Annotated in this window: 11 protein-coding genes; 3 read left to right on the forward strand and 8 right to left on the reverse strand. The window is 45.5% G+C overall.

Annotated features, from left to right (window positions below):
- Positions 1–428 precede the first annotated feature (428 nt).
- From vpsR to xerD, 6 genes are all read right to left on the reverse strand, one after another.
- Positions 429–1,763, reverse strand: a complete 1,335-nt coding sequence (gene vpsR, locus OH463_RS06725; protein WP_005447897.1) for a cyclic-di-GMP-binding transcriptional regulator VpsR — start codon at positions 1,761–1,763, stop codon at positions 429–431.
- Positions 1,764–2,009: 246 nt separating this feature from the next.
- Positions 2,010–3,527 (reverse strand): lysine--tRNA ligase, encoded by a 1,518-nt coding sequence (lysS, locus tag OH463_RS06730; protein WP_005447896.1) that lies wholly within the window; start codon positions 3,525–3,527, stop codon positions 2,010–2,012.
- 34 nt (positions 3,528–3,561) lie between these two features.
- Positions 3,562–4,660 (reverse strand): peptide chain release factor 2 gene (gene prfB, locus OH463_RS06735; protein WP_100208484.1). Its coding sequence is split into 2 segments (ribosomal slippage): positions 3,562–4,584 and positions 4,586–4,660, totalling 1,098 coding nucleotides; the frame shifts between segments, so codons are not numbered across the junction.
- A gap of 173 nt (positions 4,661–4,833) precedes the next feature.
- Entirely contained in the window at positions 4,834–6,573 is a 1,740-nt protein-coding gene (gene recJ / locus OH463_RS06740) for a single-stranded-DNA-specific exonuclease RecJ (protein ID WP_005447894.1), read from the reverse strand.
- 46 nt (positions 6,574–6,619) lie between these two features.
- Complete coding sequence (gene dsbC, locus OH463_RS06745) at positions 6,620–7,408, reverse strand: bifunctional protein-disulfide isomerase/oxidoreductase DsbC (protein WP_026000319.1); 789 nt, start codon at positions 7,406–7,408, stop codon at positions 6,620–6,622.
- Positions 7,409–7,469: 61 nt separating this feature from the next.
- Positions 7,470–8,387, reverse strand: coding sequence for a site-specific tyrosine recombinase XerD (gene xerD / locus OH463_RS06750; RefSeq protein ID WP_005447892.1), 918 nt, complete (start codon positions 8,385–8,387; stop codon positions 7,470–7,472).
- 158 nt (positions 8,388–8,545) lie between these two features.
- On the opposite strand from xerD, the gene fldB reads away from it, so the two are divergent.
- Positions 8,546–9,064 carry a flavodoxin FldB gene (gene fldB, locus OH463_RS06755; RefSeq protein WP_005447890.1) on the forward strand — a complete coding sequence of 173 codons (519 nt, stop codon included), beginning with the start codon at positions 8,546–8,548 and terminating at the stop codon, positions 9,062–9,064.
- A 92-nt stretch (positions 9,065–9,156) separates the two neighbouring features.
- Here fldB and brnQ read toward each other — a convergent pair whose 3' ends face one another.
- Positions 9,157–10,470 carry a branched-chain amino acid transport system II carrier protein gene (gene brnQ / locus OH463_RS06760; RefSeq protein WP_026000318.1) on the reverse strand — a complete coding sequence of 438 codons (1,314 nt, stop codon included), beginning with the start codon at positions 10,468–10,470 and terminating at the stop codon, positions 9,157–9,159.
- A gap of 330 nt (positions 10,471–10,800) precedes the next feature.
- Here brnQ and OH463_RS06765 point away from each other — a divergent pair, with 330 nt between their 5' ends.
- Both OH463_RS06765 and srmB read left to right on the forward strand, forming a co-directional pair.
- Positions 10,801–11,520 (forward strand): tRNA1(Val) (adenine(37)-N6)-methyltransferase, encoded by a 720-nt coding sequence (locus OH463_RS06765; RefSeq protein WP_009700497.1) that lies wholly within the window; start codon positions 10,801–10,803, stop codon positions 11,518–11,520.
- A gap of 107 nt (positions 11,521–11,627) precedes the next feature.
- Positions 11,628–12,851, forward strand: coding sequence for an ATP-dependent RNA helicase SrmB (gene srmB, locus OH463_RS06770; protein WP_005447883.1), 1,224 nt, complete (start codon positions 11,628–11,630; stop codon positions 12,849–12,851).
- 60 nt (positions 12,852–12,911) lie between these two features.
- On the opposite strand, the gene OH463_RS06775 is transcribed toward srmB, so the two are convergent.
- On the reverse strand, positions 12,912–13,547 hold the full coding sequence (locus tag OH463_RS06775; RefSeq protein WP_005447882.1) for an alternative oxidase: 636 nt from the start codon (positions 13,545–13,547) through the stop codon (positions 12,912–12,914).
- Positions 13,548–13,714 lie beyond the last annotated feature (167 nt).

Consider the following 13,714-nt stretch of genomic DNA (forward strand, 5'->3'; position numbering starts at 1 on the left):
CTAGTAAAAGAGATAGGTTACGGATTAATTTAATCTAATGAGCCAGTGGCATCCTGTTTAGTCGCGTCAAAGGTTGAGCGAACAGCAGGCATACGATCAGCGCAAGCAGTGGTGTTAACAACGTAATGTTTCATCTTGCGCCTCCTAGCTAAAAATTAATCCGTGATTGATGTGGTATAACTCTTTGAGTTACGGCTAAATTGTAAGCAACGGAGGATATTTATCAAACAATTTTTATCCTTTCGATTAAAAACAAACCAATGACCTAAAATTAGGTTTCATATGGTTTTTTGAGTAACATATTCAACTAAGGAATATATAAAACATCGAGTTTTATAAATAACCGAATTCTATTCACAAAAAAGGAGCGCATATGCACTCCTTTTTGGGATAAGTTGTTTCGTCAGCACTTACTGATTCAAATTAGATTAAACCGTCTGCTCTGAAATCAAATTATGCTTGTTCAATAGTCGATACATGGTTGCGCGCGATACGCCAAGCTCTTTCGCTGCGTTCGATACCTGACCGGAATGTGATTCCAACACAACAAGCAGTGCATCACGCTCGCTCTTTTCACGAATTGACTTCAAGCTACGTTTAGAATCATTGCGTTGCGGAAGATCAAGATGATGTTCTTCAATCATTACGCTATCCGACATCAGTACAGCACGTTTGACTTGGTTCATCAACTCACGCACGTTACCTGGCCAGAAGTAACGTGTCAGTGCTTTCAGCGCATCTTCAGAAAAGCTTTTCGCCTGCGAGTTATATTCTTTTGAGAACTCTTGTAGGTAGAAGCGCGCTAATAGTGCGATATCACTTGCGCGTTCTTTCAAGCTTGGCACATTAATGCGAAGCACATTGATGTAATGGTAAAGCTCTTCATTGAAGTCACCATCAATCAGTGCTTTTTCAACATCAGAAGAGTTAGCAGCAAGAATACGAACGTTAACATTTTTCGCACCATCACGAGTTTCAATCGTGCCTTCTTGCAAGAAACGCAGAAGGTTCATCTGCTGTTCTTTAGAGATGGTCAAGATATCGTTGAAAAGCACGGTACCACCATCAGCCTGCTCAAGCAGACTTGCTTCCATATCGTCATCAGCATCAATGCCAAAGACTTCGGCTTGGAAGCGTTGCTCGTTAAGCGCGCGACAGTTAATTGATAGGAATGGCTTGTGAGAACGTGAGGATACTTTATGAATCGCACGTGCAACAGCTTCTTTACCTGTACCGCTTTCACCATAGATTAGAATACTTACATCGGTTGGACCGATACGTTTCACTTGGTCACGTAGACGTTTCATTGGGATAGATTCGCCGATCAGCCCCATGTCTAAGCTGCTACCAAAGCTTGGCCATACTTTTTTCTCTAGCTTCAACATACCAAGTTGGTGACCAATGGTACTCAATAGCTGTGCATCAGGGATTGGTGCCGTGAAAAAGTCGATACAGAAGTTCACAATGAACTGACAGATGGTATCAGTTCCGAGTTGAGATTCACGGATGAAGGCTAACCAACGAACGTGCTTGTGAGAACTCACTAAGTTCGCCAAACCATTAAGACTGAACTCGTCATGGCTAAGGTCAACTATACCAATACATGGACCAATATCTTCTAACAATGTGTTGGCTTTACGTAAATCACCCACTTGGTGACATTTCCATCCCACTTGCTCTAGCACCGAAAGCCAAGGTTCATAAGTACCGCCAACTACTACAAGCGATCCCGGAATGGAATCCATCTTAAACTGCCCAGCCATTCTCTAACCCTTATTGATTGTTCATAGAAATTTCGCGCCACAAACCCATCTTTGCGAACGGGTAACATTATCGAGACTACGCGCGCTGAAGTCTGTCTCAATATTAAGACTATGCAACAGATTGAGATTTGGCGAATGCTTATTTAGACCTCTTATATACAATCAAATGCAAACAGTTGAATTTATTCAAATTAAAGATACAAAAAAACCACCCGAAGGTGGTTTTTTCATTACTCAGCGAGGAGATTACGCTTGTGGGCGCATCGCTGGGAATAGGATCACGTCACGGATAGTGTGCGTGTTAGTCAGCAGCATAACTAGGCGGTCGATACCGATACCTTGACCTGCTGTTGGTGGTAGACCGTGCTCTAGTGCAGTGATGTAGTCTGCATCGTAGAACATTGCTTCGTCATCACCAGACTCTTTCGCTTCTACCTGTGCTTTGAAACGCGCGTCTTGGTCTTCTGCATCGTTAAGCTCAGAGAAGCCGTTTGCTACTTCACGACCACCGATGAAGAACTCAAAGCGGTCTGTGAAGAATGGGTTGTCATCGCTACGACGAGCCAGAGGAGAGATGTCCGCTGGGTAGCCAGTGATGAACGTTGGCTGCATTAGCTTAGGTTCTGCAGTTTCACCAAAGATTTCTTCAAGAAGCTGACCACATGTCCAGAAAGGTTCGACTTCAACGTGCACTGATTTCGCGATAGAAACCATTAGGTCACGGTTTTGAATGTCTTCTTCTGTTAGCGCTTGGATTTGTGCGTGGTCTGGGTTGTAGTGCTTGATTGCTTCAAACATGCTCATACGAGTGTAAGTGCCACCAAACTCAACCGTGTCATCACCGTAAGGCATTGACGTTGAACCTAGAACTTCTAGAGCGACTGAGCTTAGTAGTTCTTCAGTTAGGTCCATAAGATCTTTGTAATCCGCGTACGCCATGTAGAATTCCATCATTGTGAATTCTGGGTTGTGACGTGGAGAAAGACCTTCGTTACGGAAGTTACGGTTGATTTCGAATACGCGATCAAAACCACCAACAACTAGACGTTTCAGGTATAGCTCAGGCGCGATACGTAGGTACATTGGCATGTCTAGTGCGTTGTGGTGCGTGATAAATGGACGCGCACTCGCACCGCCAGGGATAACGTGCATCATTGGCGTTTCAACTTCCATGAACTGTTTAGAGATCATGAAGTTACGGATTGCAGACATTACTTTAGAACGTACTACGAACGCTTGACGAGAATCTTCGTTAACGATTAGGTCAACGTAACGTTGACGGTAACGCATCTCTTGGTCAGTTAGACCGTGGAACTTCTCTGGTAGTGGACGAAGTGCTTTAGTTAGCAACTCGTACTCTTCCATGTTCACGTATAGGTCGCCTTTACCTGATTTGTGCAGCGCACCTTTAACACCGATGATGTCACCGATATCAAGACCTTGGTATTTGTCTTTTAGTACTTTTTGAACCGCTTTGTCAGCGTAAGCTTGAATACGACCAGAAGTCTCTTGGATTACTAGGAATGGACCACGCTTAGCCATGATACGACCAGCGATTGCAACTACGTGGTTAAGCTCTTCTAGCTCTTCCTTCGTCTTTTCACCGAACTCTTTTTGAAGGTCGCCCGCTAGTGCGTCACGACGGAAGTCGTTTGGGTGGCCATTTGCTTTGCAGCTCTTTCGGATTTCATCCAGTTTAGCGCGGCGTTCAGCAATTAGCTTGTTTTCTTCTTGTACAGTTTCGTTTTGAACAGCATCAGTCATTTTCGATGTATCCTGTTTTTGTCGGTGAAAAGCTTTATAGACCTGATTTCAGGCTAGCTTCAATAAATTTGTCCAGATCGCCATCAAGAACCGCTTGAGTATTACGGTTTTCAACGCCCGTACGGAGGTCTTTAATGCGTGAGTCATCCAATACGTAAGAACGGATCTGGCTACCCCAGCCAATGTCAGACTTAGCGTCTTCATTAGCTTGTTTTTCCGCGTTTTGCTTTTGCAATTCAAGCTCAAATAGCTTCGCTCGAAGCTGTTTCATTGCCTGATCTTTGTTCTTATGTTGAGAACGGTCATTCTGACACTGAACCACTGTGTTCGTTGGTACGTGTGTAATACGAACCGCAGATTCGGTGGTGTTTACGTGCTGACCACCAGCACCTGACGCACGGTAAACGTCGATACGTAGGTCAGATGGGTTAATGTCGATATCAATGTTTTCATCAATCTCTGGGTAGATAAACGCAGAAGCAAATGAAGTATGACGACGACCGCCTGAATCGAATGGCGATTTACGAACTAGGCGGTGAACGCCTGTTTCTGTGCGTAGCCAGCCGTAAGCGTACTCACCAGAGATCTTCACTGTTGCGCCCTTAAGACCCGCAACTTCGCCTTCCGATACTTCGATCACCTCAGACTTGAAGCCTTTTGCTTCAGCCCAACGTAGGTACATACGTAGCATCATGTTGGTCCAGTCTTGTGCCTCTGTACCACCTGAGCCAGCTTGCAAATCAATGTAGCAATCAGAGCTGTCATGGTCACCAGAGAACATACGACGGAATTCAAGCTGTTCTAGCTTCTCTTCCAACTCAGCAAGTTCTGGTTCGATTTCGTCAAACGTTTCTTGATCTTCTTCTTCAACCGCAAGCTCAAGAAGACCTTCAACGTCCTCTACACCTTGCTCTAGTTGATCGATAGTTTCAACAACCGCTTCAAGAGATGCACGCTCTTTACCTAGTGCTTGTGCACGTTCTGGCTCGTTCCATACATCTGGTTGTTCAAGTTCTGCGTTGACTTCTTCTAGACGCTCTTTCTTAGCGTCATAGTCAAAGATACCCCCTCAGGACATTCGTGCGCTCAGACACGTCCTGTAGACGGTTTTTAATTGGATTGATTTCAAACATGTTGGCTCAACATTTTAGAATAGAATTTAACCGAGAAATTCTACTCAAAAATGTGACCGAGATACAGGAAAATTTCGGCTGGGAAATCAGATTGCAATTAGAGAGAGCACGGTCATAAAATTTTTGCCCCACAAAAAGGCGACCGTACTCTAAAAGAAGTGACTTTCTAGGTCCTACTTAGCTTCAATGTGATCAATCATTAACTGTAATGATTGATTGCCGCGAAACTCATTCACATCCAACTTATACGCGAGGCGTACTGTTTTCACTGATGCATCCGGCCAACGACGCAAGTCAACATTAAATGCAATGCCATCGATCATGACGTTTGTTGGATGACCTTTGAAAAGTGGTTCTAGCATCAGCTTAAGGTGCTTCTCACCGACCAGTTTCTGGTGCAATACTTTGAACTCACCATCAAAGATAGGTTCTGGGAACGCTTGCCCAAAAGGACCACCTGAGCGCAATTGTTCAGCAACATTCATCGAGAACTCTTCGGGTTTAAGCTCGCCGTCCGACATAACCACACCTTTCAGCGCCGCTTCGTCCAGTTCTTTCTTCACGACTTCATCAAACAAACGGCTAAAGCGCTCGAAGTCTTGTTCTTTGATGGTCAAGCCTGCCGCCATCGCGTGTCCACCAAATTTGATGATCAAGCCTGGGTTTTGCGTATCGATGAAATCCAGCGCGTCACGCATGTGTAGCCCCGGAATAGAGCGACAAGAACCTTTAATTGTCCCCTCTCCGCCATCGGCAAAGGCGATAACAGGACGATGGAACTTCTCTTTAATGCGCGAAGCAAGAATACCGATAACACCTTGGTGCCAATCACGTTGGAACAGTGCTAAACCGTAAGGCAATTCACTGTTTTCACCAAATTGAAGACGCTCACAAAAAGCCATCGCTTCTTGCTTCATCCCTTCTTCAATCTCTTTACGGGTTTGGTTCAAACCATCCAACTCACTCGCCATACGACGCGCCGCATGGATGTTGTTACACATCAGTAGTTCAACACCGAAAGACATGTCATCCAAACGACCTGCGGCATTAATACGAGGACCAAGTGCAAAGCCAAAATCAGATGCAACCAAACGACGAGCATCTCGCTTCGCGACTTCAATCAGAGCTTGAATTCCCGGGCGTGCTTTGCCTGCACGAATACGCTGTAAGCCTTGGTGTACAAGAATGCGGTTATTTTCATCCAGCGGCACAACGTCGGCGACGGTGCCGAGAGCAACCAAGTCGATCAACTCCATCAACTTAGGCTCTTGCATGCCTTGCTGCGCGAACCAATTTTGTTTACGCATATACACACAAAGCGCCATCATCAAATAGAAAGCAACGCCAACCCCTGCCAATGCTTTCGATGGGAACGCACAGCTGTCGAGGTTCGGGTTCACCATGGCATCCACATTCGGCAGCTCTTGCCCTGGTAAGTGATGGTCAGTAACCAGTACAGTAATGCCGTTTTCTTTGGCGTAGCGAACCCCTTCAATCGACGACACACCGTTGTCTACCGTCATAATCATCTCAGCACCCAGCTCTAACGCCTGGTCCACGACTTCAGGACTGAGGCCGTAGCCATCTTCAAAGCGGTTCGGCACCAAGTAGTCCACGTTATTACTGCCAAGCATACGTAGGGCAAGCACTGACAACGCCGAGCTAGTCGCGCCATCGGCATCAAAATCACCAACGACAATAATACGCTTTTGCTCATTAATGGCTTGGAACAACAACTCAACCGCCTGGTCAATGCCACCCAACTGTTGGTAAGAATGTAAGCCACGAGCAGAAGTCTCTAACTGTGCTACATCTGTGATACCACGGTTAATGTAGATGCGCTTGAGAATAGGTGGAATGGAATCGGGAAGAAGAGAAAGATCCGGTTCAGGACGTCGTTGAATTTCTATCATGTTTGAAAAGAGCCAACGAATACCGCTGGCTCTGCTCCTTAAAGGATTATTGTTGCTCTAAGCGTTTTAGTAGTTCAGCCGGTGGAAGGTAACCGCCTACGAGTTCACCACTTGGTAGGAAGATTGCTGGCGTACCAGAAATACCAAGTTCACGACCTAGGTTGTAGTGCGCTTGAATGGTTTCTTTGCACTGTTTTAGATCTTTCGCTGGATTGTCGAAAGTGCGCTCAACTTTTGCATTGTGCATTGCTGATTTCGGATCTTCTGCACACCAAATTGTCGCCATTTGTTCAGCAACTGGACCTGTTGCACCTTGACGAGGGTACGCCATGTAACGAACAGTAATACCCAAGTCGTTGTAACCTTGCATCTGGCTGTGTAGACGTACGCAGTAACCACACGTGATATCGGTAAATACCGTCACCACATACTTCTCGTTGTCCGCTTTGTATTCAATCACGCTATCAGATAACTTCGCGATTTTCTCTGCGTTCAATGGTGCTTGACGCTCAGCAATCACGTCTTTGTAGCCGCCGTTATCATCAATGGCGTAAAGTGTACCGGCAATAAAGTGGTTGCCATCGTTTGATGCGAACAACACACCACCATTGGTTTGGATTTCTAATAGTCCAGCAACGTCTGATGGTTGGATATCAAGAATAGACACACCCAGCTTAGAGAACTTCGCTTTTAGCGCAGCTTCATCAAAGTTCTGTTTTGCCGCTGGCGCGACTTGTTGTGCAGGAGTTTCCGTTTTTGCCTGACTTTCTTCAGCACCACAAGCGGTTACGAAAAACGGTAAAGTCAGCAGAGTTAGTCGGCGTAATACGCTCATTAAATTCACCTTAAAATAAAATCTTTTCATCCAATGAGACAAAGGATGAACCAAACCATCATTATGCTCTTGGGTGGTGTTGACTGTGGATCTGTTTCAATCGTTCAGTCGCCACGTGAGTATAAATTTGCGTTGTCGATAAGTCACTATGCCCCAACAGCATCTGTACGACCCTGAGATCTGCGCCATAGTTCAATAAGTGTGTCGCAAAAGCATGGCGCAATACGTGTGGAGACAGTTGGTCGGTATCAATACCCGCTATCACAGCGTAGTACTTGATACGGTGCCAAAAGGTCTGACGGGTCATTTGTCTCGCACGTTTACTTGGGAATACCACATCCGACGTAGTCTCTCCCAATAGAGCAGACCGACCTTGCTGGATAAAAGTTTCAATCCAATCGACCGCGTTTTCTCCCATAGGAACGAGGCGTTCTTTACCACCTTTACCGGTCACGCGCACTACCCCTTGACGCAAACTGACGTTTTCCATTGTCAGACTGACCAACTCTGTCACACGCAACCCAGTCGCGTAGAGTAGCTCAAGCATGGCTTTGTCTCGCAGCTCAACGGGATCATTAGGATCTGGCGCATCAAGCAGTGCGTCCACTTGCTCTTCACTGATGTCTTTAGGCAGACGCTGAGGCAACTTTGGGCTGACCAACAGCGCACTCGGATCATCGCCGCGTACTTTTTCACGGTGAATGTATTGGAACAAGCGACGAATCGCTGACAACATACGCGCGCGGGATGTCTGCTTGTAATCTAAATCAACGAGGTAACTTTGATACTCTTGCAGACCAGACAAACTGATGAAATCTAGACGGTAGCTATGTTGCTCCATCCACGCGAGCAATTTCATTAAATCATTTCGGTAGGAAGCCAACGTGTTCTCCGATAGACCACGCTCCATCCACATTGCATCTAAGAATTGTTCAACCAGACCAAAATCTTGTTGATTGACAGGCTGTTGTGCCGTCATGAACGCTTCCTTATCTGTTTATATTTACAGTATTGAGAGTAAGGCAACTGCTCAACCAATACCATAAAAAAATCATCTCCCGCGGGATATTCGCTGCAATCTTCCCCGATTTATGGTTAGAATCTGCCACAACAGCAACATAAAAAACGACGAATATAATGAAAATCGGACTCTTTTACGGCTCAACAACCTGCTACACAGAAATGGCAGCAGAGAAAATTCGCAATATCATTGGTGAAGACCTTGTCGACATTCACAACGTGAAAGAGACACCGCTGTCGCTGATGGCAGATTACGATTTACTGCTAATTGGTATCTCTACTTGGGACTTCGGTGAAATCCAAGAAGACTGGAGCGCTATCTGGGAAGATATTGCAACCACACCGCTAAAAGGCAAAGTCGTAGCTTTATTCGGCTTGGGAGACCAAGAAGGCTACGGCGAGTGGTACCTTGATGCGATGGGTCTACTGCATGACGAGCTAAAAGCAACGGGCGCGCAGTTTATTGGTTACTGGCCAAACGAAGGCTATGAGTTCGAAGCATCAAAAGCACTGACAGAAGATGGCAGTCAATTTGTCGGCTTAGCGTTGGATGAAGATTCCCAGTACGAACTCAGTGATGAGCGCATCGAGAAATGGTGTGAGCAAGTCTTAGTAGAGTTCCACGACACACTTTAAGTCATACGGCATCCAGCACTTGCTAGACAACAGATAAACAAAAAGCCCGGCGAATCACTTCACCGGGCTTTTTTTGTTTTGCTAGTCAGCAATTATGCAGTTTCTTCAGTCAACTCTGGTTGTGAGGACTTAGCAATAAAGAACATGCAAACAATCGCTGCAAATGTTGGTAGAACCCAACCCATGCCCACTTCAAATAGCGGCAGCATGTTGAATGCAGACACGTCTAGACCCGCAACTTTCGCAGCATCAATCAATGCAAATAACAGTGATACTAGCAGTACAGAGCGGTAAGCCACTCGTGGGTTTGGAAGCTTGCTACGTACAAACGTTAGCGCAACCAATGCTACTGCTACTGGGTATAGCGCGAACAGAACCGGAACTGATAGAGAAATTAGCTGAGACAGACCAACGTTTGCAATCAGTGCACAAGCCGCGCCGTTGATAATAACCCACTGCTTGTAAGTCAGTTTCGTTTTAGAGCTGAAGAAATCTGAACATGCAGAGATAAGACCGATAGCCGTCGTCAAACATGCAAGCAATACGATGATTGAAAGTACAATCTGACCGTAAGGACCAAATAGCGCCTGAACGTATTGGCTCAGCACTGCACCACCGTTGTCTGCGCCTGCTGCAATAGTTGAACTCGTCGCACCTAGGTAGAACAATGAGATGTATACGAACGCAAGACCTGCAGCGGCAATACAGCCAGCACAGATTAGGTATTTTGTCGTTGCTGCACGCTCAGTGATGCCTTTACTGCGAAGTGCGTCCACCATTAGCATACCGAACATCAACGATGCGAACGTATCCATGGTGTTGTAGCCTTCAAGGAAGCCCTTAGTCAATGGTTGAGTTAGGTACTCGCCGTGCGCGCCCATCATTTCGCCTTGTGGGTCAATGAATACCGCAATAGCAAGAACGATAAGACCAAGGAACAGAACTGGCGTTAGCACTTTACCAATCAAATCAATCAAACGACCTTGGAACCAAGCGAAGATCATGGCCACCGCAAAGAACAAGATTGAGAATGATGTTAGATGCGCTTGAGAGGCATCTAGGAAGAATGGTTTCACTGCCATTTCATATGCTACAAGACCTGTACGAGGTGCAGCAAATGCAGGACCAATGATGATGAAGATCAACGCCGCCATCAGCACTGCTGCTTTCTTAGGAAGATCTTGAGTCAAGTGCTCCCAAGAGCCGCCTGCCACAGCAATAGCAACGATAGTAATAAGAGGTAGACCTACCGCTGTTAGCAAGAAACCGAACATTGCTGGCATCAGGTGATCACCGGCTAGCTGACCCGCTAGTGGTGGGAAAATGATGTTGCCAGCACCCAAAAAGAACGCAAATAGCATAAAGCCTACTGCGATAATATCTGTTAGTTTTAACGTCTGCTTCACAGATAACCCTTTTTCTCTAATTGATGAATGTTGTGTATGCATCGACCACTTTTTTGTATACCCAAAGTTAATGAGTACCTGTGGTTCAATCTATAAATTTCCGCCGCATAATGACGAAGTACCCATCATTTGGCAACCTTTAAGAAAAAAACACCATATTAATTTAGTTCGTCAACTTAAAAGCAGTGAATATCACTACCTATAGATTTGAGACCAGTTCATTATCTCGATCAAATTGAAATACAATTTAATAACCAACAAGATAACAATCTATACAATTAAGAAACAATAGAGAAATTAACTCTATTATTGAGTAAAAATAAAACAATCATGAAGAGCGAAAAATTTCAGACTAAGGACTTCAAGTTCAAGCAGTTTTCGATTCACGGCGGTGAAAGTGGCATGCCCGTCAGCACTGATGGTGTGATGCTTGGCGCTTGGGCAAATTGCTCACCACAGAGTAAAATTTTGGACATTGGTACAGGCACGGGCTTGCTAGCACTAATGTGTGCACAGCGATTTCCTGCCGCACAGATCACCGCTCTTGATATTGAAACATCGGCGGTAGAAGCAGCGCAGCAAAACTTCACCCTATCCTCTTGGTCCGACAGGCTTCACATCCACCACGCCGATGTATTGCAGTTTGAACCAACACATCGCTTCGAGCACATCATCTGTAATCCGCCCTACTTCAACAGTGGTGAGCAATCGAAGCAAAGCCAACGTGCAACTGCTCGACACACGGATACTTTGCAACACGCTTCATTACTTAAACGCTGTAATGAACTACTCGAAGAAGACGGTACTGCCAGTTTTGTTCTGCCGATTACAGAAGGCGAATTGTTTATTGCCATGGCTAAACAGCAAGGATGGTTCTTATCGCGCATCTGTCGCGTGCAACCATCACAGAAAAAGCCAGTCCACCGTTTACTGTTTGAATTAGCCAAACAAGCTTGTGATACTCAAGAAACGCACTTGATCATTCACTCAAACGAGGGTTATAGCGACGACTTTACTCAGCTAACTCGCGAGTTTTATCTTAAGATGTGAAATAACATGTGATCCTTGTCACCAATCACTTTATAATGTGCGACCTTTTTATATTCTATGCTGCTGTGGCGAACCATTAACCAAGCTTTGCTTGTGGAGAACTCATTGTGATCAGAACCTTTGCTGAACTTGATCTAGACCAAAACCTACTTGAAGCCATTGACGAGATGGGCTACGAACGCCCAACTAAAATTCAGGCAGAAGCGATTCCACAAGCGTTAGATGGTCGTGACATTCTAGCGTCAGCACCAACTGGTACTGGTAAAACGGCAGCATTCGTCCTGCCAGCACTGCAATACCTGCAAGATTTCCCACGTCGTAAACCGGGACCTGCACGTATTCTGATCCTAACCCCAACTCGTGAACTTGCGATGCAGGTAGCGGATCAAGCTCGTGCTTTAGCGAAAAACACCAAGCTAAACATCTTCACCATCACTGGTGGTGTTCAATACCAAGAGCACGCAGATATCCTAGCAACGACGCAAGATATCGTGGTAGCAACACCAGGTCGTCTACGTGAATACATTGACGCAGAACGTTTTGACTGTCGTGCGATTGAATGGCTAATCCTTGATGAAGCAGACCGCATGCTAGACATGGGCTTTGCTCCAACTGTTGACCGTCTGTCTAACGAATGTCGCTGGCGCAAACAAACCCTTCTGTTCTCAGCAACACTAGAAGGCAAAGGCGTAGAGGGTTTCACAGCAGACCTACTGAACGAACCAGCAGAGATCGACGCAAAATCACCACTACGTGAGCGTAAGAAGATCGCACAGTGGTACCATCGTGCTGATGACGCAGAGCATAAACTTGCCCTACTAAAACACATCATCACAGAGCAAGCAGAACGCACTATCGTATTCTTGAAGACTCGCGAGCGTTTAGCAGAGCTTCGTGCCCAGTTAGAGAGCGCACAGATTCCATGTTCTTGGATTCAAGGCGAAATGCCTCAAGATCGTCGTAACAACGCGATTTCTCGCTTCCGTGAAGGCACTGTAAACGTGCTATTAGCGACAGACGTAGCGGCACGCGGTATCGACCTTCCTGACGTATCACACGTAATCAACTACGATATGCCACGCACGGCAGACGTGTACCTTCACCGCATTGGTCGTACGGCTCGTGCAGGTAAGAAAGGTAATGCTATCTCAATCGTAGAAGCGCACGACCAACCAATGATGGATCGCGTTGCTCGTTACGTGAAAGAGGACATCAAAGAACGTTTCGTGAAAGAGATGCGCCCTAAACACAAAAAGCCTGTGTTTAAGAAGAAAAAGAAAAAAGACGACAAGAAGAAAGTAGCGAAAAAGAAAACCGCTAAGAAGAAGTAATCACGTCTGATTGATTTCAAATCTAAAAGAGCCGCAATCGCGGCTCTTTTTGTTTTTCATCTATAGTTGATGAGCAGGCAAGGTTTTGTCTTCATAGGCATCAGCGAAGCCATGGTTACGGTCACGGTGCCCCGCTTCATCCTCTCGAATACGCAAAATCACATCTCTTAGCATCGCATCAGTTGGCAGCTTGTAGTAATCAATCGCCAGAGTCGGGGCTGGTACGTTCTCCACTTCCCCGCTATCAATTTTCTCTAGGTACTCAGTGTAGCTGTTACACGCTTCTTCTTCGAAGTAACCAACAACACGGTGAGCGATTTTAGAAGACAGCAGATAGATGAAGCTGTACACAACAATGAAAACACCTTGTCCCAGCAACACCAACAAACGCTCAACCAAACTTGGCTTGGCAATATCGAGGAAAATCATCAGGTGCATGCGCTCGTTCTCAGCCTCATCGAGAAGTTCTCGGATCCAGCCTTCATCATCTTTCATTCGGCGTAGCGCTTTCAAGTGATTGAACATCCCAGCTACCATGCCCGGCACGGCTGCGATGGTTTCGAGAATTACCGCTCGTTTCGCGTATTTCTTGCCATAAAAGATGTTCAGAGTGAATTTCAGCAATTTGGTAATACGCAGTGCAACGTACTCCGATAACTTAGAGGCTTTTTTGTGTGTGAGCTTGAAGTCTGACATAGGAGAACTCCTTATTTTTAAAGTTGCATTTAAAATACAACTTTAAACTTTATTACTCAACTATTTTTTAAGATATAAACTTTTTATGTAAAAAATTCGATTAAGATCAAATCGAATAGGCATAAAAAAAGCCGGATAACTATCCGGCTTTTTGGCGTACTTTATTT

The sequence above is a fragment of the Vibrio sp. NFR genome (genome assembly GCF_027587095.1).
GTDB lineage: Bacteria > Pseudomonadota > Gammaproteobacteria > Enterobacterales > Vibrionaceae > Vibrio > Vibrio harveyi.